Consider the following 26,747-nt stretch of genomic DNA (forward strand, 5'->3'; position numbering starts at 1 on the left):
CCTTGGGAATACGCCAGCAGCACGGCCTTGAGCAGCATCGTCGGCGCATGGGCCGGCGCGCCGCTGTCGTCATTGCGGTAATGCGCATCGAAGGCGGACAGATCCAGCTGATCGACCAGATGGTGCACGGCATGGGCAAATGATCCCGGCACCAGCTGCGCCTGCAGATCCACCGGCAACAGCCGCGGACTCATATCGATATGCCGGTAGCGTGCCATGCCGCCCCCTTGTTCACGTGGGGCTATTGAAGCAGGATGAGCGGAGGTTTTTCTACAACCTCGTTAGGCCTACAGGGGAGGTTGCATGGGTACTTGGGCACTCCATTCTTTTGCCAACGACGATGCTGGTGACCTCATCGGTGATCTTATCGAGGGGACTGACTTGTCACCCGTCCAAGAAGCCATCGAGCGCGTGCAAAGCACAGCGGGGTACTTGGAGGCACCAGAGGCCCAACAAGGTATCGCGGCCTGCGAGGTAGTTGCGCTTGTGTTGGGTCATGCCTCTGCCGCGTCGCAGGCCGAGGAAGAGCTCACTGCGTGGGTTGCCCGCGTCAAACCGTCCGTGGATGCGGCGGTCGTGTCTCATGCAGTCCAGGTCGTCGATCGCGTGCTCGCTCCGGACTCAGAGCTTCGGGAGTTGTGGGAAGAATCAGATGAGTTCAATGATTGGCAGGCAGGCGTCAGCGCTTTACGTGCGCGGCTGCAGGCCTAACATTTCCGTAAGAGACTTCCCGTCAATACCGCCCGCTTGATGTTCTTGCCTTGAGCTTTCAGGCGTTCGCTGGTCATGGTGTTGTTCTCTTTGCTGCGTCGCGCGTGTCAGTGCGTGTGGCGTTGAACGTTGTCAGACTGCATTTCCGTAAACGGTCTTGTTGCATCGGTGTGGCTGATGCGGACCAGGGTATAAACCGCGCCCGGAGACCTCGTTCATTCATCGGTGTCGTCAGTGTTCGGGGATCGGCCGAAACACGTTTGGACGTCCAGGATGTTAGTCAGGTTCTCTCCGGGTGGGTCTGACCCGTTGCTACCGCTTCGCGCTGACGTGGAACGTGTTTACATGTGCGGATTCATGCATGCCGTCGCAGTGAGGGTGTGCTGGTCAGCCAGACGCCGCGCCATGGGGTGCTTTACGTGTGCATCCGGATCGTAGTCGAGGTCGTGCGCGAGCATCGCCCACAGTTGCCGCGCGTGCTTGTTGGCGATCGCCACCAGCACCTTGCCGAACGGCATCCGCCGATCCAGAGTGCGTATCCACAACTGTTCCGGTGTGGCCTTCTCGGTCGCCACCGCCTTGGCCCGCTGCAGGCTGCTGCGCGCACCCTGGATCAGCAGCGTGCGAAGGTAGGCGTCGCCACGACAGCTGATCGTGCCCAGCCGCGCTCGACCGCCGCTGGAGTGCTGCATCGGCACCAGACCCAGCCAGGCGGCCAGCTGCCGGCCGTTGCGAAAGTCGGTCGCGGCACCCAGCGTCGCCACCACCGCGTCGGCGGTGATCGGTCCGATGCCCACGATCGAGCGCAGCCGGATACAGCGTGCATCCTGTCGCGCGTGCGTGTCGATGCGGGCATCGCACGCATCGATGCGCTCGCGCAATTTCGCCCAGTGGGCGGCCAGGTCGCGCAGCAGCTCGCGAAACTCGCCGGGCAACCCATCATGCGCATCCAGGTCGGCCAGCACCCGGCGCAGTGCCAGATCGCTCGTGGCCACCACGATGCCGAACTCGGCCAGCAGCCCACGCAACCGGTTGTCGATGGCCAGGCTCTCGGCCTTGTACCCCTCGCGTACCCGGTGCCACGCCAGCCGCGCCTGCTGCTCCACCGACTTCACCGGCACGAAGCGCATGTTGCCCTGCCGGGCGGCGGTGGCGATCGCCTCGGCGTCGTTGCGGTCGTTCTTGGTGGTGCGGCTCTTGCGGAACGGGCCGACGAACTGCGCGGCGATCACCTTCGGCTGCAGCCCGAGCGCGAGGCAACGGCGCACCCAATGGTGCGCTCCGCTGCACGCCTCCATCGCCACCACGGCGCCGGCCGGTTGTTGGCCGAGCCACGCAGCAAAGGCTTCGCGCCTCAGTTCGTGCCACCGCAGCACACGCCCGGCGGCATCCATCTCGCACACCGAAAATACCCGCTTCGCCAGGTCCACACCCAGGGTTATAGTGCTCATGGAGACTTCCTCCTCTGCTGACGGTTGTGTCGCAACACCATCATGGCCCTCGAGGCCGAAAGGGGAGGAAGTCTCTTTTTACTCGTTCGAGGCGGACGGCTTCGCCGTCGCTCAACTCAGGCGCTAGACCCCAATGACCACCATCGAGCACGCTGAAACCGACGAACAGATCGCTGCAACGTTCGCCGTCATGCAGCAGCTTCGGCCGCACCTCGAGCAAAGCCAGTACGTTCCCACGATCCGCAGCCTCATGGCCAGCGATGGGCTGAGGGTATTGGCGCTGTCCGACGAGGGCGCGGTGAAAGCCGTGGCTGCCTATCGCGTCATGAACATGCTTTATTGCGGAAGGCTGCTCTACATCGACGACCTGGTTGCGGACGGACAGGCGCGTTCGCGGGGCCACGGCGCGCAACTGATCGCCGCCCTCAGGCGCATCGGCCGGGAGTTGGGCTGCAGCGAGATCCAGCTCATTTCGCGCACCACCCGGGAGCAGGCGCACCGGTTCTACTTTCGCGAGGGATTCGGGATGGAGTGCTTTCACTTCCGCACCAAGCTTGAGACCTGATCATTTCTTCGAGGCGAACGCGCTTCGCGGGCCGGCTGGATTCCGGCGCTGGACAACATCATGCGCACCTACACCACCAGTATCGACATCGAAGCGCCGGCCGAGCTGGTCTGGAGGTTGCTGTCGGATGTGCTGTCGTGGCCGCAGCGGCTGCCGACCGTCACCTCGGTGGAGCCGTTGGGCAACAGCGTGCTGGTGGTCGGTGCGCGATTTCACGTTGTCCAGCCGAAAGTTCGCCCTGCCATCTGGGAGGTCGCCTCCGTCGAGGCGGGCCGCAGCTTCGTTTGGCGGTCCCAATCGCCTGGTCTGAGGATGGTGGCGAATCACGCGGTCGATCCCATCGGCGGCTCAAGGTGCAGACTCCGGCTCGATTTCGCGTTTGCAGGTATTCTTGGCCGCGTTGCTGCGCTTTTCGCCGGCGCTCTCGCGCAGCGGTATATCGCCATCGAAAGTCAAACGTTCAAGGAACTGGCCGAGGCTGCCCATCACGGCAGCCCGACCTGGTCGTTCGCTGCAACCGGCCGTCATCCCGTTACGCGGGCTGCCGGCGGCTCAGCTCCAGCATTGGGCGGCAAGAGGCAGCACCTGGACATCCACATCGACAGTCTGGAAAGTCCCGAGGTGCTTGCGTTGCTTCGCGAGCACCTGGACTCCATCGCGCCCACCGCCCCGGCGGAAAGTCGCCACGCGCTTGATCTTGGCGGCCTGCGCAGTCCCGACGTCACCTTTTGGAGCATCTGGGACGGTCCGTTGCTGGCCGGGTTCGGCGCGCTCAAGCATCTGGACGCGTCGCACGCCGAAATCAAGTCCATGCGCACGGCCGCGTCCCATCTGCGGCGGGGCGTGGCTTCGCGACTGCTGCAGCACCTCATTCAGGAGGCGGTGGCGCGCGGCTATTCGAGACTGAGCCTGGAGACGGGATCCATGGCCTTCTTCGAAGCAGCGCGTCGCCTGTACGCATCGGCCGGATTCGTGCCATGCCCGCCTTTCGGCAGCTACCAGGCCGATCCCAACAGCGTATTCATGACCAAGCAGCTGCGCTAACTGGCGGCCAACGATTCTCCCGGTGGCTTCCCCGTCAACCCGGATGCCTGAGGGGTTTCGCCCCGGGCGTGCAGTCGCTGCCGGTCAGCGCGCCTCCCTCGCGCATACTGCCCGTCCGTGCTTCGCCGTCGCCTGGCTCGGGCGTTGGATACCTGATCGATCTTCCCGCGATCGAACATCTGCAACCGACACCAGGCCATGTCGTGATGATGTGCGGGGTTGCCGGCGCCGGAAAGACGACATGCGCCAAGGCGCTCGAAGCCAGGGGGTTTCGTGAGGCTATCCATCGACGAGTACATCTGGGCGCACTTCGGCCGCTTCGGCGTGGATTACCCGCCGTCGCGGTACGAACGATGGAAGCAGGAAGCCGAGCAGGCCAGTTTCGAGGTATTTGAAGGCTTGCTGCGCGCGTTCCCACGGTTCAGCGGACGGCTTGGCCGTGTCAGACTGCCCGTGGGTGCGCGGCGCGCTGACCGACGACACGCACCGGAGGCACCATGAGCAAAGAACCGACGGCCCCTGAAACGCGCGGCGTCACGGTCCAGTCGCTGGCGATCATGGACCTGGGCCCGGAAATCGAGGGCATGGCCGGGCGCCAGCTGCGCATGCGCAAGGTCACCATCGCGCCGGGCGGGGTGTTCGGCCCCGTCCACGACCACCGGGATCGGCCGGGCCTCGTCTACATCCTGCAAGGGACGATCACCGACCATCGCGACGGCATCGCCACCGACTACGGCCCCGGCGTGGGCTGGCCCGAGGACCGGCATACCGTCCACTGGCTCGAGAACCGGGGCACGGTGCCGGCCGTGGAGATCTCCATCGACATCGTGCGGCAGGAGCCGAACCCGGCCAGCCGTGCCGACGACGCCGGGCGGGTCCGATGAGCGCATCCGACGGGGGACAAGGCGCCGCGGGGCGGATCGCCATGACGTATCTGCAGCGGCAAGGCGGGATCGTCGTCCGCCCGCTGGCGGCAGGCGACGCGGAGCCGCTGTACCGGGCGGTGCGCAGTTCGGTGGAGTCGCTGTCGTACTGCTGCCCTGGTGCCACCGCGACTATGCGCTGGCGGATGCGACCGCCTGGGTCGAGCACGGCATGGCGTGCTGGGCGGCCGGCTCCGAATTTCCCCTCGGCGTGTTCGATGGCACGGGCGCGGTCATCGGCGGCACCGGGGTGAACCACGTCAACCGCGCCCACGGGATGGGCAATCTTGGCTACTGGGTGTGCGATACGGCGCGGAACCGCGGCGTGGCCACGCTGGCGGCCCGGGCCGCGGCCCGGCTGGGCTTCGACGTGCTGGGCCTGACGCGGCTGGAGATCGTGGTGCTGCCGCACAACGCGGCCAGCCAGCGGGTGGCGGAGAAGCTGGGCGCGCTGCGCGAGGTGGAGGCACGCAACCGCGTGCTGTTCCAGGGCCGGCCCGAGCGCGCGGTGGTCTATTCGCTGATTCCCGACGACCTGGCGGACGGCTGAGCGGACGGCACTTGGTATGGCCGCCACGCCGGCACGCCCCGGCTTATGCATCGACTTAACCTGCAGCCGTGCACGCTGGAAAGCGAACCCGATGTCCGGCATGTTGGCGACGTCCTGCCGTAGCGCGTGGAATGATGCGCGCCGCATGTCGGGCAAGTTCGCCCGCCGCCCCCAAGGAGAACGCCATCATCATGCCGACACCCCGCTCGGACGCCCTGGTCTTTTTCGGCGCCACCGGCGACCTGGCCTACAAGAAGATCTTTCCGGCACTGCAGGCGATGCTGCTGCACGACGGGCTGAACCTGCCGATCATCGGCGTGGCGCACTCGGGCTGGAGCGTGGAGCAGCTGCGCCAGCGCGCGCACGACAGCCTGGCGCACGCGGCGCAGGAGCAGGGCGGCGCGGTGGACGAGGCCGCCTTCGCGCAGCTGGCGGCACGATTACAGTACGTCGATGGCGACTACAACGACCCGGCCACGTTCGCGCAGCTGAAGCAGGCGCTGGGCGCGGCACAGCGGCCGCTGCACTACCTGGCGATCCCGCCCGGGCTGTTCGCCGTGGTGGCGAAGAACCTGCAGCAGGCCGGCTGCGCCGACGGCGCGCGGATCGTGGTGGAGAAGCCGTTCGGTCGCGACCTGGCCTCGGCGCAGGCGCTCAACCGCACGCTGCACGCGGTGTTCCCGGAGTCGGCGATCTTCCGCATCGACCACTACCTGGGCAAGGAGCCGGTGCAGAACCTGCTGTACTTCCGCTTCGCCAACACCGTGCTGGAGCCGGTGTGGAACAACCGCTACGTGGACCGCGTGCAGATCACCATGGCCGAGCAGTTCGGCGTGGACGGCCGCGGCGCGTTCTACGAGGGCGTCGGCGCGATCCGCGACGTGCTGCAGAACCACCTGCTGCAGGTGACCTCGCTGCTGGCGATGGACGCGCCGATCGGCAACGACCCGCAGGCGCTGCGCGCCGAGAAGCTGCGGCTGTTCCGCGCGATGCGCCCGCTCGACCCGGCCGAGGTGGTGCGCGGCCAGTACCGCGGCTACCGCGAGGTCGACGGCGTGGCCGCCGATTCCGAGGTGGAGACCTTCGTGGCGCTGCGCCTGCACATCGACACCTGGCGCTGGGCCGGCGTGCCGTTCCACATCCGCGCCGGCAAGAAGTTGCCGCTCACCACCACCGAGGTGATGGTGGACATGAAGGCGCCGCCGCTGTCGGTGTTCGACCCGGTCGGCGCGGCGCAGTCGAACTACTTCCGCTTCCGGCTCAGCCCGCAGGTGGTCATCGCCGAAGGCATGCGGGTGAAGCAGCCCGGCGAGGAGATGCGCGGCGAGCCGGTGGAGCTGGTCGTGCGGCACGACCTGGCGCCGGAGAAGTCGCCGTACCAGCGCCTGCTCGGCGACGCCATCCGCGGCGACAACGCGCTGTTCACCAGCGACGAATGCGTGGAGGCGGCGTGGGCGGTGGTGGACCGCGTGCTGGCCCACGAAGGCGCGGTGGCGTTCTACGAACCGGGCAGCTGGGGTCCGCCCGCGGCGGCGCACCTGGTCGGCGGCGACGAGGGCTGGCACGACCCGCGCGCGGAGGAGAACCGGCCATGCTGAGCCACCCTGCCGCCGAAGCCGCCGCGGTGGTGTTCCTGCTCGACGTGGACAACACCCTGCTCGACAACGACCGCTTCGGCGCCGACCTCGGCGCCACGCTGGAGGCGGCGTTCGGCGCCGCCGCGCGCGAGCGCTACTGGGCGATCTACGAGGAGCTGCGCCAGCAATTCGGCTACGCCGATTACTTGGGCGCGCTGCAGCGCTTCCGCACCGGCCTGGACAACGACCCGTCGCTGCTGCAGATGTCGTCCTACCTGCTGGACTACCCGTTTGCCGAACGGCTGTATCCGCACGCGCTGGAAACCGTGGCGCACCTGCGCACGCTGGGCCCCACCGCGATCCTGTCCGACGGCGACGTGGTGTTCCAGCCGCACAAGATCCGCCGCGCCGGGCTGTGGGCCGCGCTGCGCGGCGAGGTGCTGATCTACGTGCACAAGCAGCAGATGCTGGTGGCGATGCAGCAGCGCTACCCGGCCGCGCATTACGTGATGGTCGACGACAAGCCGCACGTTCTTGCCGCGATGAAGCAGCACCTGGGCCGCAAGCTCACCACGGTGTTCGTGCGCCAGGGTCATTACGCGGCCGCCGGTGCCGGCGAAGCCGTCGCGCCGGCGCCGGACCTGACCCTCGCGTGCATCGGCGATCTGCGCCGGCGTAAGCTGGAAGACTTCCTGCCGAGCGCGCCCGCGATCAGCCTGCCGGCAGACTGACATCATCTATCGATCGAATCGGAGACACGGAGCAAGCATGAAAGCGACTCGCCAATTGCACGACCTCGGCCAGAGCCTGTGGCTGGACAACATCACCCGCACGCTGCTCGACGACGGCACGCTGGCGCGCTACATCGCCGAGGACTCGATTACCGGGCTGACCTCCAACCCCAGCATCTTCGACGCGGCGATCGGCAACGGCGACGCCTACGACGCCGGCATCCACGCCAAGGCACTGGCCGGGCTGGCCGGCGAGACGCTGTTCACCGAGCTGGCGCTGGAAGACCTGCGCCGCGCTGCCGACCTGTTCCGCCCGGTGTTCGACGCCAGCGGCCAGGTCGACGGCTGGGTTTCGATGGAGGTCTCGCCGCTGCTCGCCGCCGACACCGCCGGCTCGATCGCCGCGGCACGCCACATCCACCACCAGGGCCGGCGCGACAACCTGTTCGTGAAGATTCCCGGCACCCCGGAAGGCGTGCCGGCGATCGAGGAGGCGATCTTCCTCGGCATCCCGATCAACGTGACCTTGCTGTTCTCCTGCGCGCAGTACCAGGCCGTCGCCGAGGCGTACCTGCGCGGCATCGAGCGGCGCCTGGAAGCCGGGCTGAACCCGCGCGTGGGCTCGGTTGCCTCGCTGTTCATCAGCCGCTGGGACGTGGCCGCCAACAAGCAGCTGCCAGAGGCGCTGCACAACAAGCTGGGCATCGCGATCGGCCAGCAGACCTACCGCGCCTACCGCGAACTGCTGGCCTCGAAGCGCTGGCAGAAGCTCGCCGCCGCCGGCGCGCGGCCGCAGCGCCTGCTGTGGGCCAGCACCGGGGTGAAGGACCCGTCCGCGCCGGACACGCTGTACGTCAGCGCGCTGGCCGCGCCGGACACCATCGACACGATCCCGGAGAAGACCCTGCACGCGTTCGCCGACCACGGCCAGCTGCACGGCGTGCTGGCCGACGACGGCGGCGACGCGGACGCGGTGCTGGCGCAGATCGCCGCCGCCGGCGTGGACCTCGACGCGCTGGCGCTGAAGCTGCAGCGCGACGGCGCCGCGGCGTTCGTGAAATCGTGGCAGCAGTTGCTGCAGCGCATCGCCGACAAGGCCAGCGCACTCGAAAAGGAATCCCAGCTGCCATGAGCGAGCCGCGACTGACCCGCCTGCCCCAGTGGCAGGCGTTGCAACGGCATGCCGACGCGATCGGCCACAAGCATCTGCGCGAGCTGTTCGCCGCCGACCCGAAGCGCGGCGAGCGCTACGTGCTGGAGGACGTCGGCCTGTATTTCGACTACGCCAAGCAGCGGGTGGACGCCGACGCGCTGCGCCTGCTGCGCGAGCTGGCCGAGGCCTGCGGCCTGCCGCAACGGATCGCGGCGATGTTCCGCGGCGACAGGATCAACACCACCGAGAACCGCGCCGTGCTGCACGTGGCGCTGCGCGCGCCGCGCACGCAGCAGATCCTGCTCGACGGCCACGACGTGGTGGCGGACGTACACGACGTGCTCGACCGCATGGCCGCGTTTGCCGACCGCGTGCGCAGCGGCGCGTGGCGGGGCCACGACGGCCGGCGCATCCGCCACGTGGTCTCGATCGGCATCGGCGGCTCCGACCTCGGCCCGGTGATGGCGTACGAGGCGCTGCGCGATTACAGCCGGCGCGACCTGACGTTCCATTTCGTCTCCAACGTGGACGGCACCGACTTCGCCGAGGCGGTGCGCGACCTCGACGCGGGCGAGACGCTGTTCATCGTCTGCTCGAAGACCTTCACCACGCTGGAGACGCTGGCCAACGCGCACGCCGCGCGCGCCTGGTGCCTGGCCGCACTGGGCGACGAGGCGGCGGTGGCGAAGCACTTCGTGGCGGTCTCCACCAACGCCGCCGAGGTGGCGAAGTTCGGCATCGACACCGCCAACATGTTCGGCTTCTGGGACTGGGTCGGCGGGCGCTACTCGATGGACTCGGCGATCGGCCTGTCCACCATGCTGGCGATCGGCCCGGAGCAGTTCCGCGCGATGCTGGCCGGCTTCCACGCCATGGACGAACACTTCCGCCACGCGCCGCTGGAACGCAACCTGCCGGTGCTGATGGGCCTGCTCGGCATCTGGAACAACAACTTCCTCGGCGCGGCCAGTGTCGCGGTGCTGCCGTACGAGCAATACCTGAAGCGCTTCCCGGCCTACCTGCAGCAGCTGACCATGGAAAGCAACGGCAAGCGCGTGACGCGGGACGGCGCCGCGGTCGACTACGCCACCGGGCCGATCTACTGGGGCGAGCCGGGTACCAACGGCCAGCACTCGTTCTACCAGCTGCTGCACCAGGGCACGCGCCTCGTGCCGTGCGACTTCATCGGCTTCGGCCAGAGCCTGAACCCGCTCGGCGACCAGCACGACCTGCTGCTGGCGAACCTGATCGCCCAGGGCGAGGCGCTGGCGTTCGGCAAGACCGCCGAGGAAGTGCGTGCCGCCGGCACCGATGCGGCGCTGGCCCCGCACCGCACGTTCCCCGGCAACCGTCCCAGCAGCACCCTCCTCGCCAAGAAGCTCACTCCGCACACGCTCGGCACGCTGATCGCGTTGTACGAGCACAGCGTGTTCGTGCAGGGCGTGATCTGGGACATCGACTCGTTCGACCAGTGGGGTGTGGAATTGGGCAAGCAGCTGGCGAAGACCACCATTGCCGAGCTGACCGCGAAGAACATGCCGACGCTTGCGCACGACAGCTCCACCAACGCCCTGATCCGCCGCTATCGCCAGCTGCGCGACACCGCTTGAAACTCCCTCCCCTGCTTTGCAGGGGAGGGTTGGGGTGGGGTGCTCTTGACCGGCCGTCGCGAGCCCGCGCAACCCCCTCCCGACCTCCCCCTGCGACCGAAGGAAGTCCCTTTGGGGCGAGCAGGGGGAGGAGAATGCCCACAGTCACTTGAGAGACCCATGAGTCAACACATCAGTCCCCTCGCCGGCAAGCCGGCACCGTCGTCGATCCTGGTCGACATCCCGCAACTGCTGGCCGCCTACGCCGACCTGAAGCCCGATCCCGCGGTGCCGGCGCAGCGCGTGGCGTTCGGTACCTCCGGCCATCGCGGCAGCTCGCTCGAGCGCAGCTTCAACGAGGCGCACATCCTGGCGATCAGCCAGGCGATCTGCGAGTACCGCCGCTCGAAAGGCATCGACGGCCCGCTGTTCATCGGCGCCGACACCCACGCGCTGTCGCAGCCGGCGTTCGAGAACGCGCTGGAAGTGCTGGCCGCGAACGGCGTCGCGACGATGATCTCCACAGGCGGCGAGTTCACCCCGACGCCGGCGGTGTCGCACGCGATCCTGGTCCACAACAAGGGGCGCACGAGCGGCCTGGCCGACGGCATCGTGATCACGCCGTCGCACAACCCGCCGGACAACGGTGGCTTCAAGTACAACCCCAGCAACGGCGGCCCGGCCGACAGCGACATCACCAAGTGGGTGGAGAACCGCGCCAACGCCCTGCTCGAAGGCGGCCTGAAGGACGTGCGCCGGATGCCGTACGCGCAGGCGCGCCAGGCGGCCACCACGCACGAGCACGACTACCTCAACAGCTACGTCGCCGACCTGGCGAACATCGTCGACTTCGACGTGATCCGCAGTGCCGGCGTGCATATGGGCGTCGATCCGCTGGGCGGCGCCGGCGTGCACTACTGGGCGCCGATCGCCGATCGCTACAAGCTCGACCTCACCGTGGTCAGCGCGGTGGTCGACCCGCAGTTCGCCTTCATGAGCGTGGACTGGGACGGCAAGATCCGCATGGACCCGTCGTCGAAGTACGCGATGCAGCGGCTGATCGGCCTGAAGGACCAATACGACGTCGCGTTCGCCTGCGACACCGACCACGACCGCCACGGCGTCGTCACCCGCAGCAGCGGGCTGATGGAGCCGAACCACTACCTGTCGGTGCTGATCGACTACCTGTTCCGCCATCGCCCGCAGTGGGGCGCGCACGCCGCGGTGGGCAAGACCGTGGTCAGCACCGCGCTGATCGACCGCGTGGCGAAACGGCTGGGCCGCCGGCTGTTCGAGGCGCCGGTCGGTTTCAAGTGGTTCGCGCCGGGCCTGTTCGACGGCTCGCTCGGCTTCGGCTGCGAGGAAAGTGCCGGCGCCTCGCTGCTGCGCCGCGACGGCACGGCCTGGGTCACCGACAAGGACGGCCTGGTGCCGGCGCTGCTGTCGGCCGAGATCACTGCGCGCGAGGGCAGGGACCCGGGCGAGCTGTACGCGCAGCTGACCCGCGAGCTCGGCAAGCCGTTCGCCAGCCGCGTCGACGCCGCCGCCACCCCGGCGCAGAAGGCGAAGCTGGCCAAGCTGTCGCCCGACCAGGTGAAGAGCGACCGGTTGGCCGGCGAGAAGATCGAGCAGGTGCTGGACCACGCGCCCGGCAACGGCGCCGCGATCGGCGGGATCAAGGCGATCGCCGCCAGCGGCTGGTTTGCCGCGCGGCCGTCCGGCACCGAGGCGATCTACAAGGTCTACGCCGAAAGCTTCCAGAGCGAGGAACACCTGCAGGCGTTGCTGAAGGAAGCCCAGGGCATCGTCGACGCCGCGCTCGCCTGACCCGAAACCCGTGTAGAAGCCCGCTCGCGGGCGATGCTCTTGTCTTGATGTCTGTTGGAGATTCCGAACCAAGGCATCGCCCGCGAGCGGGCTCCTACCTAACACTTGCCACCGGAGGTACCGCCATGTCCCACCCCCTCGACCAGCCATGCATCGACCTGCTGCGTTTCCTGTCGGTGGACATGGTGCAGAAGGCCAACAGCGGCCATCCCGGCCTGCCGCTGGGCGCCGCGCCGATGGCCTACGCGCTGTGGACGCGGCAGCTGAAGCACAACCCCGCCAATCCGCACTGGTCCGACCGCGACCGCTTCGTGCTGTCCGCCGGCCACGGCTCGGCGCTGCTGTACAGCCTGCTGTTCGCCACCGGCTACGACCTCACGCTGGACGACCTCAAGCAGTTCCGCCAGTGGGGCAGCAAGGCGCCCGGGCATCCCGAGTACGGCCACACGCCGGGCGTCGAGATCACCACCGGCCCGCTCGGCCAGGGCCTGGCCAACGCGGTGGGCATGGCGATCGGCGAGGCGCACCTGGCCGCGCGCTACAACCGCGACGGCCATCGCGTGATCGACCATCGCACCTGGGCCATCGTCAGCGACGGCGACCTGATGGAAGGCGTGGCCAGCGAGGCCGCCTCGCTGGCCGGGCACCTGAAGCTGGGCAAGCTGGTCTGCCTGTACGACGACAACGACGTGACGCTGGCCGGCGGCACCGACATCACCTTCTCCGAGGATCGCGCGAAACGCTTCGAAGCCTACGGCTGGCAGACCATCCACGTGGCCGACGGCAACGACCTGGCGGCGATCGACGCCGCGCTGCTTGAAGCGCGCGCCGACACCACGCGGCCCTCGCTGATCCTGCTGCGCACGCATATCGGCTACGGCTCGCCCGAGCAGGACACGTTCAAGGCGCACGGCTCGCCGCTGGGCGTCGAGGACGTCAGGAAGACGAAGGAGAAGCTGGGCTGGCCGGTCGAACCGGACTTCCTGCTGCCGCCGCCGGCGCTGGCGCATTTGCGCGAGGCATTGGATCGCGGCGTGGCAGTCGAGCGCGCCTGGAACAGCCGTATGGACGTCTATGCCAAAGCCTTCCCCGAGCTGGCCGCCGAGTTGCAGGGCCGCCTGGACGGCGAACTGCCGCCGGGCTGGGACGCGGACATCCCGGTGTTCCCCACCGACGCCAAGGGCCTCGCCACTCGCGTCGCCGGCGGCAAGGTGATGAACGCGATCGCGCCGAGATTGCCCGCCCTGTTCGGCGGCTCGGCCGACCTCGATCCGTCCACCCACACCGCGCTGAAGGACCTGGGCGACTTCAATCCGCCGCTGGCGCCGGGCGAAGACAGCCAGGGTTCGGACGGCGGCGGCTGGAGCCACGCCGGGCGCAACCTGCACTTCGGCGTGCGCGAACATGCGATGGGCGCGATCGCGAACGGGCTGGCCGTGCACGGCGGCTTCGTGCCGTACGGCTCGACCTTCCTGATCTTCTCCGACTACATGCGCCCGGCGATCCGCCTGGCCGCGCTGATGGGCGTGCACGTGGTGCACGTGTTCACCCACGACAGCGTGGCGCTGGGCGAGGACGGCCCCACCCACCAGCCGGTGGAGCAGCTGGCCAGCCTGCGCGCGATTCCCAACCTCACCCTGATCCGCCCCGCCGACGCGAACGAGACCGCGGTGGCCTGGCGGGTGGCACTGGAGACGAGGAAGCGGCCGGTGCTGCTGGCGCTGACCCGGCAGAACGTGCCCACGCTGGATCGCACCCGCTACGCCAGCGCCGACGGCTTGCGCAAAGGTGCATACGTGCTCAGCGATGCAAAGGACGGCAGGCCCTCACTGATCCTCATCGCCAGCGGCTCCGAAGTCGGCCTGATCGTCGAAGCCGCCGAGGCGCTGCAGGCCGACGGCATCGCCGTGCGCTGCGTGTCGATGCCGAGCTGGGAGCTGTTCGACGCGCAGCCGCAGGCCTACCGCGACAGCGTGCTGCCGCCCGACGTGCCGGCGCGGCTGGCGGTGGAACTGGGCGTCGCGCAGGGCTGGCACCGCTACGTCGGCGCCAAGGGCGACATGCTCGGCCTCGACCACTTCGGCGCCTCCGCCCCGGCGGAGAAGCTGCTGCAGGAGTTCGGCTTCACCGTCGACAACGTGGTGCGCCGGGCAAAGACACTGCTGGGCAAATAAGCCCGCGGACACGAAGAGGCCGGCGGATCGCGACGATTCGCCGGCCTCTTTGTTTTCAGTCGATCAATTGCGCGACTGCAGCTTCGACAGCAGGCGCAGCAGTTCCAGGTACAGCCAGACCAGGGTCACCACCAGCGCGAACGCGCCATACCACTCCATGTACTTCGGCGCGCCCTGCTGGGCGCCGGTTTCGATCAGGTCGAAGTCGAGGATCAGGTTCAGCGCCGCGATCACCACCACCACCGCGCTGAACGCGATGCCGACGCCGCTGCTGCCGTTGATGAAACCGATCGAGTGGCCGAAGAAGCCCATCGCGAAGTTGGCCAGGTACAGCAGCATGATGCCGCCGGTGGCGGCGACGATGCCGAGCTTGAACTTCTCGGTGGCGCGGATCAGCCCGCTGCGATAGGCCAGCAGCAGTGCGGCCATGGTGCCGAAGGTCAGCCCCACCGCCTGCATCACGATGCCGGGGTAGCGCAGCTCGAAGATCGCCGACAGCGCGCCGATGAACAGCCCTTCCGCCACCGCGTACAGCGGCGCGGTGAACGGCGCCCAGGTCTTCTTGAACGCGGTGACCAGGCCCAGCACCAGGCCGCCGAGGGCGCCGCCAAGCACCAGCGGCAGCATCGCCGGCAGGCTGTCCGGGCCGGCGAAGCGGCTCCAGCTGACCATCGCGCCGACCAGCACCAGGAGCAGCAGCAGGCCGGTCTTGTTGACCGTGCCGTTGATCGTCATCGCCTCGTCGCCGCGCGTGAAGACCGCGCCGCTGGAAGCGTCGAGGAAGGTGTTCTTGTTGAGCGCCGGATTGCCGCTTTGCATGGTCTGCTCCCGTGGTTTGCCCTCATCGTAGCGGCTTTGCCGGCGCCCTGCGCCAACATGCCGTTACGCCGCTGCGCAGAAACTACGCGACAATGCGCTCTTGCCGAACCGTGCGGAGCCCCGATGAACCCTGCCACCCTGCGTATCGCCACCCGCAAGAGCGCGCTCGCGCTGTGGCAGGCCGAACATGTCGCCACGCTGCTGCGCACGACGCACCCGGGGCTGACGGTGGAACTGGTGCCGATGAGCACGCGCGGCGACGAGATCCTCGACCAGCCGCTGGCCACGATCGGCGGCAAGGGGCTGTTCCTGAAGGAACTCGAGGTGGCGATGCTGGAAGGCCGCGCCGACCTCGCCGTGCATTCGCTGAAGGACGTGCCGGCGCAGCTGGAGCCGGGCTTCGCGCTGCCGGCGATCCTGCCGCGCGCGGACGCCGCCGACGCGTTCGTCAGCAACCATTACGACGACCTGGCCGCGCTGCCCCATGGCGCGCGCGTGGGCACCTCGTCGCTGCGCCGGCAGGCGCAGTTGCGCGCGTTGCGGCCGGATCTCGTCTTGCTCGACCTGCGCGGCAACGTCGGCACCCGGCTGGGCAAGCTCGACGCCGGCGCCTACGACGCGATCGTGCTGGCCTGCGCCGGGCTGGAGCGCCTCGACCTGGCCGCGCGCATCCGCTCGCGACTGGCCGCGCCGGACTGGCTGCCGGCGCCGGGCCAGGCGGCGATCGCGATCGAGGCGCGCGAAGGCCAGCCCGGCGTGCTGGCCTTGCTGGCCGCGCTGGACGATGCCGACACCCGGCTCACGGTGAGCGCCGAGCGCGCGATGAACCAGGCGCTGGGCGGCAGCTGCACGGTGCCGGTCGGTGCCTGGTGCATGCTGGGCGAACACGGCCTGCACCTGCGCGGCCTGGTCGGCGACGCGGCCGGCGGCCGGTTGCTGCGCGCCGAAGCCAGCGGCCCCAGCAACCAGGCGATCGCACTGGGCCGGCAGGTGGCGGCCGAGCTGCTGGCGCAGGGCGCGGCGGAGTTTCTCGGGCTCTGAAAAGCCGCAGGGGCGACCGGCACCGATGGCCGGCGCCGGTCCGCAACCCCGGTCGCTACTCAGAAGCTGTAGACCAGGTTGGTGGTGGTCAGCGTGTCGGTCTTCCTGGTGCCGGGCAGCACGTCGCTGTTGTGGCGCACCTGGAAGCCGACCTTCAGCGCCAGCTTCTGGGTCATGCTGACCGCCACGCCCGCGTCGTTCTGCAGGTAGGTGTTCTTCGAACCGGCTTCCATCAGGAAGGTGTCCTCGAACGCGGTGTTCTCGGTGAGCTTGTACTTGTAGTTGGCCAGGCCGCGCGCAACCATTTCGCTTTCGGTCGGCTGCCGCTGGTGCTCCACCACGCCATTGACCACGAGCTCGACGTCGGCGGGGCGGTAGCGCTTGTAGCCGGGGCCGATTTCGAACGACAGCTCGTTGCGCCCGTCCTTCAGCGCGATGTAGCCGTAACCGAGCGAGACGATGCCCTGCCACAGGTTCGCGCCGAAGTCGTCGTGCTCGTAGCGGGCGGCGCCGACGATGTAGCTGCGCGGGTCGAGCTTGAGGCCGACCGAGGCGCCGCCGTCATAGCGGTTCGCGGTGGTGTTGAACTGCTTGAGGGTGTTGCCGTTCGTATCCACGATGGTCTGCTGGCTCTTCGAGCGCAGCGCATCGAGGAAGAAGTTGTTCTTCCACTGCTCGTTTTCCTGGCTCAGGCCGAGCTTGGCGTTGATGTTCTCGGAGCGCGAGTTGCCGGTGGAGGAGGCGAAGCCGAACTCGCCCGAACCGCTCCAGCCGCCGTTGCTGGCGGGGTTGACGTCAGTGTTCTGGGCCTGGGCAGCGAAACTCGCGAAAGCGGCCAGCAGCAGGCCGGCGATCAGGGTCTTTTTCATCGGGGGACGATCCATTTGTTAAACAATAGTAAGACCGCTACCTTAACGGGGCGGCTTGAATTGGCAATGAACGGCGTGGCGACGCCATCCACGCCGATTCACCCGCCGGCCGCCAAGCCGCCCGCCAGCGCCGTCTCGTAGACGCGCTGCTCCAGCATCTTGCCGAGCAGGCAGCTGGGCACCGTCAGCGCGGCGGCCAGCAAGCCGCCGCCGTAGCGTTCGGTCAGCAACAGCGCGGCACACGGCAGCACGTAAACGAGGATCGCCGCCACGATGCGCGCCGGCGGCACGTGGTGCGCCTCCAGCTCGCCGCCCGCGCCGTGCGGCAGACCCAGCAGCTGCCAGCGCATGCCTTCGAGCAGGCCCAGCAGCAAGGCCAGCGCCAGCAGCAGCAGGATCCACGGATACGCGCGGTGCGGCGGCTCCAGCCCGCCCTGCACTATCGTGCACAGCCACAACCACAGGCCACCACCGTACCAGGCGGTGATCAGCCGGCTCACCGGCAGCGACGACGACACCCGCTGCAGGCCGGGCGACAGGTGGCGGCGATAACGGTAGGCGGTGTAGACCAGGCTGACCAGGCTGCACAGCATCAGCGCCACGCCGGCCAGACGCATCGCCGGGACATGGCCGTGGCCATCGCCCAGGATGATCACCAGCAGCACCGGCAGGAAGCTCAGCAGCGCCATCGGCAGCACCTGCGCGGGCCGGCGCTCATGCTCCGGCGACCAGTGGCCGGCGGCGGCCGCCGGCCGCCGCGACTGGGTCAGCAGCAGGCCCGCCGCGACCAGCGCGGTGCCGAGGATCAGCGGCATCCGCATGTCGCAGCGGCCGATCCGCTCCATGCCCAGCGCCAGCGCCATGCCGAGCCAGAGCCACAGGCCGTAGCCGCTGATCGCCAGCAGGCGCAGCAGGATCTCCGCGTAGCTCGACGGCGGCGCGCGGTCGATGCCGGCGGTGGAGAGGACGTCGGGGGGCAGTTCGCGCATGGGCGGAAAGGCATCCGGGGAGTCGAAGGCGGCGACTTGCGACCGCCGCAGGCCGCCGCCATGCTACACAAGGCCTCTTCCCCACGATATGCCGACGCTCTCATGGATCGCTACGAACGCATACTGACCCTGCACCGGCTGCTGAAGTCGGCGCACTATCCGATTCCGCTGTCGCGCCTGCTCGGCGAGCTGGAGTGCTCGCGCGCCACGCTGTACCGCGACGTGGCGTTCCTGCGCGACGCGCTGGGCGCGCCGGTGGAAAGCGCCGGCACCGACCAGGCCGCCTTCCGCTACGAGGCGGGCGAGGGCGAGAAATTCGAGCTGCCCGGACTGTGGCTGACCTCCGACGAACTGGCCGCGCTGCTGGCGCTGAACGAGCTGATCGGCCGCTCCGGCCCCGGCGTGCTGGCCGGCGCGCTGGCGCCGTTCAAGTCGCGCATCGAGGGCCTGCTGTCCAGCCACGACAACGGCAAGACGCTGCCGATCGAACGCATCCGGGTGATTCCGTGGGGCGAGCGCAAGCTCGACCAGCAGGTGTTCCGCATCGTCGCCGGCGCGGTGCTGGAGCGGAAGCAACTGCGCTTCCGCTACCGCGCGCGCACCACCAACGCGGACAGCCGGCGCACGGTCTCACCGCAGCGGCTGACCCACTACCGTGACAACTGGTACCTCGACGTGTGGGACCACGACCGCCAGGCGCTGCGCAGCTTCGCGGTGGACCGCATCGCCGACGCACAGGCGCTGGACACGCCCGCCACCGACGTGGCCGACGCCGAGCTCAACGAACTGCTCGCCTCCAGCTACGGCATCTTCGCCGGCAAGCCGAAGGCGTGGGCCACGATCCGCTTCTCGCAGCACGCCGCGCGCTGGGTCGCCGACGAGCACTGGCATTCGCAGCAGAAGGGCGAGTGGCTGCCGGACGGCCGCTACGAGCTGAAGCTGCCGTACTCCAACTCCAAGGAATTGCTGATGGACGTGCTCAAGTACGGCCCGGATGCAGAGGTGGTGGCGCCGCTGCCGCTGCGCGAGGAGATGAAGATCCTGCTGCAGCTGGCGCTCGGCGGCTACCAGCAACCACCGCGCTGAGCGCAGCCCGATGACCTCCACCGATCCCGTTGGCATCGCGCCGGGGCGGCGCCCGCCGACCGTGGCGCTGGCGCTCGGCGCCGGCGGCGCCAAGGGGCTGGCGCACATCGGCGTGATCGAGGAGATCGAGGCGCAGGGTTTCCAGATCGTGGCGATCGCCGGCAGCTCGATGGGCGCGCTGATCGGCGGCATCCACGCCACCGGCCGGCTCGACGTGTACCGCGACTGGGTCTGCGCCCTGGCCAAGCTCGACGTGCTCAGGCTGGTCGACTGGAGCTTCTCCGGCGGCGGCCTGATCAAGGGCGACAAGATCATCGAGACCCTGCGCGGGCTGGTCGGCGACGCGCAGATCGAAGAGTTGCCGCTGGCGTTCACCGCGGTGGCCACCGACCTCGAGCGCGGCCGCGAGGTGTGGCTGAGCCGCGGCGGCCTGTTCGAGGCGATCCGCGCGTCGATCGCGATCCCCACGGTGTTCCGCCCGCACACCATCGATGGCCGCCGGCTGGTCGATGGCGCCCTGCTCAACCCGGTGCCGGTGACGCCGCTGATCCGCGAGCGCGCCGACTACCTGATCGCGGTGAGCGTGGACGGCCCGGCGGTGGCGGCGACGCCGCCGGAACCGCCGCTCCAGCCGGCGGCCGCGGAAGACAGCTATCGCTACCGCATCGGCGAGTTCATCGGCCGCATGCTCCCGCGCGGCGAGAGCCGCCCACGCGAGCCGGGCACGCTCGAACTGCTGACCCAGGCAATGGACCTGATGCAGGCCAACCTGTCGCGCCTGCGCCTGGCCGCGTACGCGCCGGACCTGCTGATCCAGCTGCCGCACAACATGGCGCTGGCCTACGAGTTCTACCGCGCGCACGAGCTGATCGAACTGGGTCGCCTGCAGGCACGCGCGGCACTGGCGAACTGGCCACGCGCCGGCACGCCGCAACGCGAGGCCTGAACCGCACGCCTCAGCGCGGGCCGTGCGTGCGCAGCCAGTTGTCCAGGTACGCCTTCAGCGCCACCGCGTTGTTGTGCTCCTCGTCGCGGGCACCGAACAGCAGGGTGACGGGGTGCCGTGCAGCCCGCTCGGCCAGCGGCTGCCAGTACTCGGCCAGCGCGTCCAGCTCGCCGGCGTAGCGGTGGCGGAAGCCGTCCCACAATGCCGGATCGTGGCCGAACCATTGGCGCAAGGCGGTCGACGGCGCCAGCTCCTTCGCCCACAGGTCCAGCGGCACCGCCTCCTTCTTCAGCCCACGCGGCCACAACCGGTCGATCAGCACGCGATAGCCGTCGGACTTCGCGGCCGGTTCGTAGACACGTTTGACGCTGATGCTCATGGGTGCCTCCCTGGAAGGAAGATCCCCAGCATACGACCGCCGGCGCAAGGCGGCGTGACGCCGATCAGAGTTCCTCGACCTTCGTCACCTTGCCCCGGCGCATCAGCCAGGCCACCCCGCGCAGATCGGCCAGGCCGACCCACAGCCGGTCCAGCATGCCGTACTTGGACACGCCGGCGGTGCGCGGGCGATGGCCCACCGGCACGCTCTGGCTGGCGAAACCGGCGCGCTTGACCAGCGCCGGCAGGTAGCGGTGCATGTGGTCGAAGTAGGGCAGGCGCAGGAACACCTCGCGCTCGAACAGCTTCAGGCCGCAGCCGGTGTCCGGGGTGGCGTCCTTCAGCATGCGCGAGCGCACCGCGTTGGCGACCTTCGAGGAGATCCGCTTGTTGAAGCTGTCGCGGCGGGTGGTGCGCCAGCCGGCGAACAGCCGCGTTTCGGCCGGTGCCGCGTCGCGCGCGGCGAGCAGCTTCGGGATGTCGGCCGGATCGTTCTGGCCGTCGCCGTCGAGCGTGGCGATCCACGGCGACACGGCCGCGCGCACGCCGTTCCACACCGCCGTGCTCTGCCCGCTGCGGGTGACGTGGTGCAGCACGCGCAGCTCCGGGTGCAGCGCCTTCTGCGCGGCCAGCACGGCGCGGCTGTCGTCGCTGGAATCGTCGTCGACGTAGACCACTTCGTAGTCGACCTGGCCGCGCAGGGCGGCAGCGATCTCGGCCAGCAGCGGCGGGATGTTGTCGCGCTCGTTGAAGACGGGGACGACGACGGAGAGTTGCGGCATGGGGCGGGCCCTGACTATCTACGTGAACGTGGAACGTGTGGCGGAGCGAGGAGCGAGTGGAGCGAAGTCAAGAAACGGGGGAAGACAATCCCTGCATGGCAGGTCTCTCACTTTTCCCCACTCATTTGTGGTCTCAGCGGATCTTGCCGAGGATGCCGTCCAGCTCGTCGTTGCTGTGGTAGTGGATCACCAGCTTGCCGCGACCGCCGCGGCCCTGGGCCAGTTCGACCCGGGTGGCCAGGCGTTCGGCCAGTTCGCGCTCCAGCGCGGCGATGTTCGGGTCGCGCGCGGGCGCGTGCTTGGCCTTGCCTTTCGGCGCGGTTTGCGCGCGGCGCGCGGCTTCTTCCAGCTCGCGCACCGACCAGCCGAGGGTCGAGGCCTGACGCGCCAGCGGCACGGCGATGGATTCGTCCAGGGTCAGCAGGCAGCGCGCGTGGCCCATTTCCAGCTTGCCGTCGTCGAGCAGGCGCCGGATCGGCTCCGGCATCTCGGTCAGCCGCAGCATGTTCGACACCGCCGCGCGCGAACGGCCGACCGCATCGGCGGCCTGCTGGTGGGTGAGCTCGAAGTCGTCGATAAGCCGCTTCAGCGCGTCGGCTTCTTCCAGCGGGGTGAGGTCCTGGCGCTGGATGTTCTCGATCAGCGCCATCGCCGGCACCGCCGCCTCCGGTACGCTCTTCACCAGCGCCGGCAGTTCGCTCAGCTGGGCGCGCTGTGCCGCCCGCCAGCGGCGTTCGCCGGCGATCAGCTCGTAGCTGTTCTTGCCGATCTCGCGCACCACCACCGGCTGGATCAGGCCCTGCGCCTTGATCGACGCGGCCAGTTCGTCCAGCGCCTCGTCGTTCCAGTGCCGCCGCGGCTGGTACTTGCCGGGCTGGATCTGCTGGATCGGCAGCACGCGCAGTTCGCCTTCCTGGGTCAGTACCGACGGCGCAGCGTCGCCGTCGCCACCGAGCAGGGCGTCCAGTCCGCGTCCCAGTCCCCGTTTTTTCGCAGCTGCCATGCCTTATTCCTGATGGTTGGCGGCCGGCGCCTTGAGCGTCGGGCCGCTGTCGCCGTGTGGCGGCGGTTCGATGTCGTCGAGCCCCTCGGCATGGCCGGCGCGCGGCGGCAGCCCGCGCTCGCGCCGGATCACCTCGCCGGCCAGGCCGATGTAGGCGATCGCGCCGCGCGAGCTGCGATCGTACAGATGGATCGGCTGGCCGTGGCTGGGCGCCTCGGCCAGGCGCACGTTGCGCGGGATGATCGAGCGCAGCACCTTGTCGCCGAAGTGCTGGGTGAGCTGGGCGGAGACTTCGTTGCCGAGGTTGTTGCGCACGTCGTACATGGTGCGCAGCAGGCCCTCGATCTCCAGATGGGGGTTCAGCCGGTGGCGCACCGCCTTGATCGTGTCGAGCAGGCTGGACAGGCCTTCCAGCGCGAAGTATTCGCACTGCACCGGGATCAGCACGCCGTCGGCCGCGGTCAGCGCGTTCAGCGTGAGCAGGTTCAGCGACGGCGGGCAGTCGATCAGGATGGTGTGGTAGTTCGGCGCGATCTTCGCCAGCACTTCCTTCAGCCGGTGCTCGCGCGCCAGCGCGTCCATCAGCTTCAGCTCGGCGGCGGTGAGGTCGCCGTTGCCGGGCAAGAGGTCGTAGTGCGCCTCGGTGGGCACGATCGCGGCAGCGATCTCCACTTCCTCCAGCAACACCTCGCAGCCGCTGGCCTTGATGTCGCGCTTGTTGACGCCCGAGGCCATCGTGGCATTGCCCTGCGGGTCGAAGTCGACCAGCAATACCTTGCGCTTCGCCGCGGCCAGCGCCGCGGCGAGATTGACGGCAGTGGTGGTCTTGCCGACGCCGCCCTTCTGGTTGGCGACAGCGATGATGCGGGCCATGGATGGATAGCTACCGTTCGCGAAGGACGGCTAGATTAGCATTGCCGCCGCGGCTTGCCTCCCCGGGGACTGCGCTCTCAGGTACCGATCCGCGCCCCGCTGGCGGCATCGAACAGATGCAGCCGTTCGGCCGCCAGGCCCAGCGCCAGCGTGCTGCCCGGCTCAGGCAGGGCGCGCGGCGGCACCCGCGCGACCAGCGGCTGGTCGCCGTAGCGCAGGTTCAGGAACACCTCGTGGCCGACCGGCTCGAGCACTTCCAGCCGGGCGCTCAGCGCACCGGCGCCGTCCGCCTGCGGCTGCAGGTGCTCCGGACGGATGCCCAGCACCACCTCGCGATCGCGCCACAGCTGCCACGCCGCCGCCTGCGCCGGCTCGCCCAGCGCGATGGCGCCGTGGGCGGTGGCCAGCGTCCAGCCGCCGTCGCGCTGCAACGTGCCGCGCAGCTGGTTCATCGCCGGGCTGCCGACGAAGCCGGCCACGAACAGGTTGGCCGGCCTTTCGTACAGCGCCATCGGCGTGTCGATCTGCTGGATCACCCCGCCGTCCAGCACCACGATGCGCTGGCCCAGGGTCATCGCCTCGATCTGATCGTGGGTGACATAGACCATGGTGGCGCCAAGCTGGCGGTGCAGCCGGGCGATCTCCACCCGCATCGACAGGCGCAGCTTGGCGTCCAGGTTGGATAGCGGCTCGTCGAGCAGGAACACCTTCGGGTCGCGCACCAGCGCCCGGCCCAGCGCCACGCGCTGGCGCTGGCCGCCGGACAGCGCCGCCGGGCGCGCAGCCAGCCGCGCCTCCAGCTCCAGCGTCTTCGCCGCCACCGCCACGCGACGGTCGATCTCGGCCGGCTTGTGCCCGCGCAGCTTCAGGCCGAAGCCGAGGTTCTCGGCCACCGTCATATGCGGGTACAGCGCGTAGTTCTGGAACACCATCGCGATGTCGCGGTCCTTCGGCGCCACCGCGTTGACCACGCGGCCGTCGATGGACAGCGTGCCGCTGCTGATCGACTCCAGCCCGGCGATCATCCTGAGCAGGGTGGTCTTGCCGCAGCCGGACGGCCCCACCAGCACCAGCAGCTCGCCGTCGGCGATCTCGAAGCTGGCGTCGGCCACGCCGACGTGGCCGTTGGGGTAGACCTTGCGCAGCTGGTCCAGGCACACGCGAGCCATCGGCATCTCCGCTGGGGGTTGGCCACGACGGCCGGTCTTCGCCACAGCATGCACTCGTCTGCACAGCGGCGATACATTGGGCTATTCTGCCGATGTAATCGTTTACATCAAGCGCCTTGATCGCAGGACCTCCCATGACGCGCCCCAGCTTCCGCTTCCCCGACGGCTTCCATTGGGGCGCCGCCACCTCGGCCTACCAGATCGAAGGTTCCCCGCTGGCCGACGGCGCCGGCCCCAGCATCTGGCAGCGCTTCGCCCACACGCCGGGGATGATGGTGAACGGCGACACCGGCGACGTCGCCTGCGACCACTACCGCCGCTACCGTGAAGACGTGCAGCTGATGAAGGCGCTGGGCCTCAAGGGCTACCGCTTCAGTATCAACTGGGCGCGCGTGCTGCCCGAGGGCAGCGGCCGGATCAACCCGAAGGGACTGGACTTCTATTCGCGGCTGGTCGACGAACTGCTGGAGCACGGCATCGCGCCGAACGCCACGCTGTTCCACTGGGACCTGCCGGCGGCGCTGGACGACCGCGGCGGCTGGCTCAACCGCGACAGCGCGTACTGGTTCGCCGAGTACGCCGAGGTGATGTTCAAGGCGCTGGACGACCGCGTGCCACGCTGGTCCACGCTCAACGAGCCCTGGGTGGTCACCGACGGCGGCTACCTGCACGGTGCGCTGGCGCCGGGCCACCGCAGCAAGTACGAGGCACCGCTCGCCGCGCACAACCTGATGCGCGCCAGCGGCGCCGGCATCCAGGCGTACCGCGCGCACGGCAAGCACGAGATCGGCGTGGTGTTCAATATTGAGCCGAAGTACCCGCACTCGGACAGCGCCGAAGACCTCGCCGCCACGGCCCGCGCGCACGCCTACATGAACCAGCAGTTCGCCGACCCGGCCCTGCTCGGCAGCTACCCGCCCGAGCTGAAGGAGATCTTCGGCGACGCCTGGCCGGATTTCCCGGCCGAGGATTTCAAGCTGACGAAGCAGCCAGTCGATTTCGTCGGCATCAACTACTACACCCGCGCGGTGGTGAAGCACGACGCGAACGCGTATCCGTTGCACGCGGTGTCGGTGCGCCAGCCGAACAGGACCTACACCGAGACCGGCTGGGAAGTGTTCGAGCAGGGCCTGACCGACACGCTGAGCTGGTTCAAGGGCCGCTACGGCGACATTCCGCTGTACATCACCGAAAACGGTTCGGCGTTCTACGACCCGCCGGTGGCCGAGGGCGAGGTGCTGGACGATCCGCTGCGCACGAACTATCTGCGCAAGCACCTCCAAGCGCTGCACCGGGCAATCGCGGCGGGCGTGAACCTGAAGGGCTACTACGCGTGGTCGCTGCTGGACAACCTGGAGTGGTCGCTGGGTTTCTCCAAGCGCTTCGGCCTGTACCACGTCGACTTCGCCACCCAGCAGCGCACGCCGAAGGCCAGCGCGAAGCTGTATGCGCAAGTGATTGAGAGCAACGGCGCAGTGCTGGACGAAGACGCGTAGGAGCCCTCGGGATTTCTCAGGCGCGGCCGAGCAGCAGCACGTGGCGCTCGGCGTCGAGCCCCGGCACCTTCAGCGCGTGGCGTTCGCGCAGCGCGAAGCCGGCCGGCACGCCGGGCAGCTCGTCGTCCGCCGGCTTGCCCTTCATCGCCAGCCAGATCCCGCCCGGCGCCAGCAGATGACCGCCCCAGGCCAGCATGTCGGCGAGGCTGGCGAACGCGCGTGCGGTGATGCAGTCGAACTGGCCCTCGACCTCTTCCACCCGCGACTGCAGCGCGCGCACGCCGTCCAGCTTCAGCGCGCGGATCGCCTCGCGCAGGAAGCGCACCTTCTTGCCGTTGGAATCGACCAGCAGGATCTGCCGCCCCGGCGCGGCAATCGCCAGCACGATGCCGGGCAGGCCGGGGCCGGTGCCGAGGTCGGCCAGAGTCGCGCCCTGCACGTACGGCAGGATCGCCAGCGAATCGAGCAGGTGACGGGTGACCATCTCCGCCGGGTCGCGCACCGCGGTGAGGTTGTAGGCCGCGTTCCAGCGTTCGAGCAGCGCCTGGTAGTCGAGCAGCCGTGGCACCGCATCGGCCGGCAGCGACAGCCCCAGCGCGGCAATGCCTTGTTCGAGTCGGGCCTGCAAGGCGTCGCGCGTGGTCATGGGCTCATTCGGCGGCTTGGGGGGGCGCAAAGTATCCGCGGCCCGCGCCGGCATTGCCAATCCCGTCACCTGATTAGCGACGACGCTCAGCCGACTGTCGCGTGATGTGAGACGTGCGCGGCGGAGGCTCAGTGCCATGTTACGAGGCGGAGAACCGGCATGGCCATGAACCAAGTGCAGTTCCAGTCGGGGTTGTCGATGGCGCAGTTCATCCGGCGCTACGGCACGGAGGCGAGGTGCTACCGGGCGCTATACCGGGCGCGCTGGCCGCAGGGGTTCCGCTGCCCGAGGTGCAACAGCCGGCCACGCTCGCGGTTTCGCCGCGCGGGCCGGGTGTACTACCAGTGCCGCGCCT

Annotated in this window: 26 protein-coding genes and 1 pseudogene; 16 read left to right on the top strand and 11 right to left on the bottom strand. The window is 68.9% G+C overall.

From position 1 onward, the window contains the following. Window positions 1-218, bottom strand: a pseudogene (locus RHOOR87_RS19415) (IS1182 family transposase); the annotation flags it as partial. A gap of 85 nt (window positions 219-303) precedes the next feature. On the opposite strand from RHOOR87_RS19415, the gene RHOOR87_RS0117560 reads away from it, so the two are divergent. Further along, on the top strand, window positions 304-711 hold the full coding sequence (locus RHOOR87_RS0117560; RefSeq protein WP_007512248.1) for a DUF4259 domain-containing protein: 408 nt from the start codon (window positions 304-306) through the stop codon (window positions 709-711). Between the two features lie 341 nt (window positions 712-1,052). Here RHOOR87_RS0117560 and RHOOR87_RS0117565 read toward each other — a convergent pair whose 3' ends face one another. After that, complete coding sequence (locus RHOOR87_RS0117565; RefSeq protein WP_037114900.1) at window positions 1,053-2,162, bottom strand: IS110 family transposase; 1,110 nt, start codon at window positions 2,160-2,162, stop codon at window positions 1,053-1,055. A 133-nt stretch (window positions 2,163-2,295) separates the two neighbouring features. Between RHOOR87_RS0117565 and RHOOR87_RS0117570 the strand changes: the two genes are divergently transcribed. From RHOOR87_RS0117570 to tkt, 10 genes are all read left to right on the top strand, one after another. Then, complete coding sequence (locus RHOOR87_RS0117570; protein ID WP_027485774.1) at window positions 2,296-2,727, top strand: GNAT family N-acetyltransferase; 432 nt, start codon at window positions 2,296-2,298, stop codon at window positions 2,725-2,727. A gap of 60 nt (window positions 2,728-2,787) precedes the next feature. Continuing rightward, window positions 2,788-3,771, top strand: a complete 984-nt coding sequence (locus tag RHOOR87_RS20060; protein WP_081660220.1) for a GNAT family N-acetyltransferase — start codon at window positions 2,788-2,790, stop codon at window positions 3,769-3,771. Between the two features lie 497 nt (window positions 3,772-4,268). After that, window positions 4,269-4,655, top strand: coding sequence for a cupin domain-containing protein (locus RHOOR87_RS0117590; RefSeq protein ID WP_027485776.1), 387 nt, complete (start codon window positions 4,269-4,271; stop codon window positions 4,653-4,655). A 211-nt stretch (window positions 4,656-4,866) separates the two neighbouring features. Next, window positions 4,867-5,244 (top strand): GNAT family protein, encoded by a 378-nt coding sequence (locus tag RHOOR87_RS20870; protein WP_231378332.1) that lies wholly within the window; start codon window positions 4,867-4,869, stop codon window positions 5,242-5,244. Between the two features lie 191 nt (window positions 5,245-5,435). Beyond that, window positions 5,436-6,842, top strand: coding sequence for a glucose-6-phosphate dehydrogenase (gene zwf / locus RHOOR87_RS0117600; protein ID WP_027485777.1), 1,407 nt, complete (start codon window positions 5,436-5,438; stop codon window positions 6,840-6,842). Then, a complete protein-coding gene (locus RHOOR87_RS0117605; RefSeq protein ID WP_027485778.1) occupies window positions 6,836-7,552 on the top strand; it encodes an HAD family hydrolase in 717 nt (238 codons plus the stop codon). The genes zwf and RHOOR87_RS0117605 overlap by 7 nt, the downstream gene beginning before the upstream one ends. Before the next feature lie 37 nt (window positions 7,553-7,589). Beyond that, on the top strand, window positions 7,590-8,684 hold the full coding sequence (tal, locus tag RHOOR87_RS0117610; protein WP_027485779.1) for a transaldolase: 1,095 nt from the start codon (window positions 7,590-7,592) through the stop codon (window positions 8,682-8,684). Continuing rightward, entirely contained in the window at window positions 8,681-10,315 is a 1,635-nt protein-coding gene (pgi, locus tag RHOOR87_RS0117615) for a glucose-6-phosphate isomerase (protein ID WP_007512237.1), read from the top strand. The genes tal and pgi overlap by 4 nt, the downstream gene beginning before the upstream one ends. 159 nt (window positions 10,316-10,474) lie before the next feature. Further along, complete coding sequence (gene pgm / locus RHOOR87_RS0117620; RefSeq protein ID WP_027485780.1) at window positions 10,475-12,121, top strand: phosphoglucomutase (alpha-D-glucose-1,6-bisphosphate-dependent); 1,647 nt, start codon at window positions 10,475-10,477, stop codon at window positions 12,119-12,121. A 125-nt stretch (window positions 12,122-12,246) separates the two neighbouring features. Next, on the top strand, window positions 12,247-14,295 hold the full coding sequence (gene tkt / locus RHOOR87_RS0117625; RefSeq protein ID WP_027485781.1) for a transketolase: 2,049 nt from the start codon (window positions 12,247-12,249) through the stop codon (window positions 14,293-14,295). A gap of 63 nt (window positions 14,296-14,358) precedes the next feature. Here tkt and RHOOR87_RS0117630 read toward each other — a convergent pair whose 3' ends face one another. Then, the gene (locus RHOOR87_RS0117630; protein WP_015449179.1) at window positions 14,359-15,114 is read right to left on the bottom strand and encodes a Bax inhibitor-1/YccA family protein; all 756 of its coding nucleotides are present in this window, start codon (window positions 15,112-15,114) and stop codon (window positions 14,359-14,361) included. A gap of 123 nt (window positions 15,115-15,237) precedes the next feature. Between RHOOR87_RS0117630 and hemC the strand changes: the two genes are divergently transcribed. After that, window positions 15,238-16,155 carry a hydroxymethylbilane synthase gene (gene hemC, locus RHOOR87_RS0117635; RefSeq protein WP_007512233.1) on the top strand — a complete coding sequence of 306 codons (918 nt, stop codon included), beginning with the start codon at window positions 15,238-15,240 and terminating at the stop codon, window positions 16,153-16,155. A 59-nt stretch (window positions 16,156-16,214) separates the two neighbouring features. Here the strand turns inward: hemC and RHOOR87_RS0117640 are convergent, their stop codons facing one another. Both RHOOR87_RS0117640 and RHOOR87_RS0117645 read right to left on the bottom strand, forming a co-directional pair. Further along, on the bottom strand, window positions 16,215-17,024 hold the full coding sequence (locus tag RHOOR87_RS0117640) for a DUF481 domain-containing protein (protein ID WP_007512232.1): 810 nt from the start codon (window positions 17,022-17,024) through the stop codon (window positions 16,215-16,217). Window positions 17,025-17,122: 98 nt separating this feature from the next. Next, a complete protein-coding gene (locus RHOOR87_RS0117645; protein ID WP_027485782.1) occupies window positions 17,123-18,013 on the bottom strand; it encodes a hypothetical protein in 891 nt (296 codons plus the stop codon). Window positions 18,014-18,115: 102 nt separating this feature from the next. Here RHOOR87_RS0117645 and RHOOR87_RS0117650 point away from each other — a divergent pair, with 102 nt between their 5' ends. Together RHOOR87_RS0117650 and RHOOR87_RS0117655 are read left to right on the top strand one after the other, a co-directional pair. Further along, window positions 18,116-19,099 (top strand): YafY family protein, encoded by a 984-nt coding sequence (locus RHOOR87_RS0117650; protein WP_007512230.1) that lies wholly within the window; start codon window positions 18,116-18,118, stop codon window positions 19,097-19,099. 10 nt (window positions 19,100-19,109) lie between these two features. Beyond that, on the top strand, window positions 19,110-20,045 hold the full coding sequence (locus RHOOR87_RS0117655) for a patatin-like phospholipase family protein (RefSeq protein ID WP_027485783.1): 936 nt from the start codon (window positions 19,110-19,112) through the stop codon (window positions 20,043-20,045). Between the two features lie 10 nt (window positions 20,046-20,055). Here RHOOR87_RS0117655 and RHOOR87_RS0117660 read toward each other — a convergent pair whose 3' ends face one another. From RHOOR87_RS0117660 to ugpC, 5 genes are all read right to left on the bottom strand, one after another. Further along, complete coding sequence (locus tag RHOOR87_RS0117660) at window positions 20,056-20,424, bottom strand: DUF488 domain-containing protein (protein WP_007512228.1); 369 nt, start codon at window positions 20,422-20,424, stop codon at window positions 20,056-20,058. A 64-nt stretch (window positions 20,425-20,488) separates the two neighbouring features. Further along, entirely contained in the window at window positions 20,489-21,205 is a 717-nt protein-coding gene (locus RHOOR87_RS0117665; protein ID WP_007512226.1) for a glycosyltransferase family 2 protein, read from the bottom strand. Window positions 21,206-21,338: 133 nt separating this feature from the next. After that, the gene (locus RHOOR87_RS0117670) at window positions 21,339-22,208 is read right to left on the bottom strand and encodes a ParB/RepB/Spo0J family partition protein (protein WP_007512224.1); all 870 of its coding nucleotides are present in this window, start codon (window positions 22,206-22,208) and stop codon (window positions 21,339-21,341) included. A gap of 3 nt (window positions 22,209-22,211) precedes the next feature. Next, window positions 22,212-23,081, bottom strand: coding sequence for a ParA family protein (locus RHOOR87_RS0117675; RefSeq protein WP_027485784.1), 870 nt, complete (start codon window positions 23,079-23,081; stop codon window positions 22,212-22,214). A gap of 77 nt (window positions 23,082-23,158) precedes the next feature. Then, window positions 23,159-24,250, bottom strand: coding sequence for a sn-glycerol-3-phosphate ABC transporter ATP-binding protein UgpC (ugpC, locus tag RHOOR87_RS0117680; RefSeq protein WP_027485785.1), 1,092 nt, complete (start codon window positions 24,248-24,250; stop codon window positions 23,159-23,161). A 134-nt stretch (window positions 24,251-24,384) separates the two neighbouring features. Here ugpC and RHOOR87_RS0117685 point away from each other — a divergent pair, with 134 nt between their 5' ends. Further along, window positions 24,385-25,746 (top strand): GH1 family beta-glucosidase, encoded by a 1,362-nt coding sequence (locus RHOOR87_RS0117685; protein ID WP_027485786.1) that lies wholly within the window; start codon window positions 24,385-24,387, stop codon window positions 25,744-25,746. 16 nt (window positions 25,747-25,762) lie between these two features. On the opposite strand, the gene rsmG is transcribed toward RHOOR87_RS0117685, so the two are convergent. Beyond that, a complete protein-coding gene (gene rsmG / locus RHOOR87_RS0117690) occupies window positions 25,763-26,392 on the bottom strand; it encodes a 16S rRNA (guanine(527)-N(7))-methyltransferase RsmG (protein ID WP_007512215.1) in 630 nt (209 codons plus the stop codon). Between the two features lie 159 nt (window positions 26,393-26,551). Between rsmG and RHOOR87_RS0117695 the strand changes: the two genes are divergently transcribed. Beyond that, the coding region (locus tag RHOOR87_RS0117695) for a transposase (protein ID WP_027485787.1) at window positions 26,552-26,747 on the top strand (196 nt) is incomplete at its 3' end.

This window comes from Rhodanobacter sp. OR87, from assembly GCF_000473345.1.
GTDB lineage: Bacteria > Pseudomonadota > Gammaproteobacteria > Xanthomonadales > Rhodanobacteraceae > Rhodanobacter > Rhodanobacter denitrificans.

What these genes read in the sequence shown, in the direction of transcription:
- RHOOR87_RS0117560 (WP_007512248.1), top strand. Translation starts at nt 304, where the DNA reads ATGGGTACTTGGGCACTCCATTCTTTTGCCAACGACGATGCTGGTGAC.
- RHOOR87_RS0117565 (WP_037114900.1), bottom strand. Translation starts at nt 2,162, where the DNA reads ATGAGCACTATAACCCTGGGTGTGGACCTGGCGAAGCGGGTATTTTCG.
- RHOOR87_RS0117570 (WP_027485774.1), top strand. Translation starts at nt 2,296, where the DNA reads ATGACCACCATCGAGCACGCTGAAACCGACGAACAGATCGCTGCAACG.
- RHOOR87_RS20060 (WP_081660220.1), top strand. Translation starts at nt 2,788, where the DNA reads ATGCGCACCTACACCACCAGTATCGACATCGAAGCGCCGGCCGAGCTG.
- RHOOR87_RS0117590 (WP_027485776.1), top strand. Translation starts at nt 4,269, where the DNA reads ATGAGCAAAGAACCGACGGCCCCTGAAACGCGCGGCGTCACGGTCCAG.
- RHOOR87_RS20870 (WP_231378332.1), top strand. Translation starts at nt 4,867, where the DNA reads ATGGCGTGCTGGGCGGCCGGCTCCGAATTTCCCCTCGGCGTGTTCGAT.
- zwf (WP_027485777.1), top strand. Translation starts at nt 5,436, where the DNA reads ATGCCGACACCCCGCTCGGACGCCCTGGTCTTTTTCGGCGCCACCGGC.
- RHOOR87_RS0117605 (WP_027485778.1), top strand. Translation starts at nt 6,836, where the DNA reads ATGCTGAGCCACCCTGCCGCCGAAGCCGCCGCGGTGGTGTTCCTGCTC.
- tal (WP_027485779.1), top strand. Translation starts at nt 7,590, where the DNA reads ATGAAAGCGACTCGCCAATTGCACGACCTCGGCCAGAGCCTGTGGCTG.
- pgi (WP_007512237.1), top strand. Translation starts at nt 8,681, where the DNA reads ATGAGCGAGCCGCGACTGACCCGCCTGCCCCAGTGGCAGGCGTTGCAA.
- pgm (WP_027485780.1), top strand. Translation starts at nt 10,475, where the DNA reads ATGAGTCAACACATCAGTCCCCTCGCCGGCAAGCCGGCACCGTCGTCG.
- tkt (WP_027485781.1), top strand. Translation starts at nt 12,247, where the DNA reads ATGTCCCACCCCCTCGACCAGCCATGCATCGACCTGCTGCGTTTCCTG.
- RHOOR87_RS0117630 (WP_015449179.1), bottom strand. Translation starts at nt 15,114, where the DNA reads ATGCAAAGCGGCAATCCGGCGCTCAACAAGAACACCTTCCTCGACGCT.
- hemC (WP_007512233.1), top strand. Translation starts at nt 15,238, where the DNA reads ATGAACCCTGCCACCCTGCGTATCGCCACCCGCAAGAGCGCGCTCGCG.
- RHOOR87_RS0117640 (WP_007512232.1), bottom strand. Translation starts at nt 17,024, where the DNA reads ATGAAAAAGACCCTGATCGCCGGCCTGCTGCTGGCCGCTTTCGCGAGT.
- RHOOR87_RS0117645 (WP_027485782.1), bottom strand. Translation starts at nt 18,013, where the DNA reads ATGCGCGAACTGCCCCCCGACGTCCTCTCCACCGCCGGCATCGACCGC.
- RHOOR87_RS0117650 (WP_007512230.1), top strand. Translation starts at nt 18,116, where the DNA reads ATGGATCGCTACGAACGCATACTGACCCTGCACCGGCTGCTGAAGTCG.
- RHOOR87_RS0117655 (WP_027485783.1), top strand. Translation starts at nt 19,110, where the DNA reads ATGACCTCCACCGATCCCGTTGGCATCGCGCCGGGGCGGCGCCCGCCG.
- RHOOR87_RS0117660 (WP_007512228.1), bottom strand. Translation starts at nt 20,424, where the DNA reads ATGAGCATCAGCGTCAAACGTGTCTACGAACCGGCCGCGAAGTCCGAC.
- RHOOR87_RS0117665 (WP_007512226.1), bottom strand. Translation starts at nt 21,205, where the DNA reads ATGCCGCAACTCTCCGTCGTCGTCCCCGTCTTCAACGAGCGCGACAAC.
- RHOOR87_RS0117670 (WP_007512224.1), bottom strand. Translation starts at nt 22,208, where the DNA reads ATGGCAGCTGCGAAAAAACGGGGACTGGGACGCGGACTGGACGCCCTG.
- RHOOR87_RS0117675 (WP_027485784.1), bottom strand. Translation starts at nt 23,081, where the DNA reads ATGGCCCGCATCATCGCTGTCGCCAACCAGAAGGGCGGCGTCGGCAAG.
- ugpC (WP_027485785.1), bottom strand. Translation starts at nt 24,250, where the DNA reads ATGGCTCGCGTGTGCCTGGACCAGCTGCGCAAGGTCTACCCCAACGGC.
- RHOOR87_RS0117685 (WP_027485786.1), top strand. Translation starts at nt 24,385, where the DNA reads ATGACGCGCCCCAGCTTCCGCTTCCCCGACGGCTTCCATTGGGGCGCC.
- rsmG (WP_007512215.1), bottom strand. Translation starts at nt 26,392, where the DNA reads ATGACCACGCGCGACGCCTTGCAGGCCCGACTCGAACAAGGCATTGCC.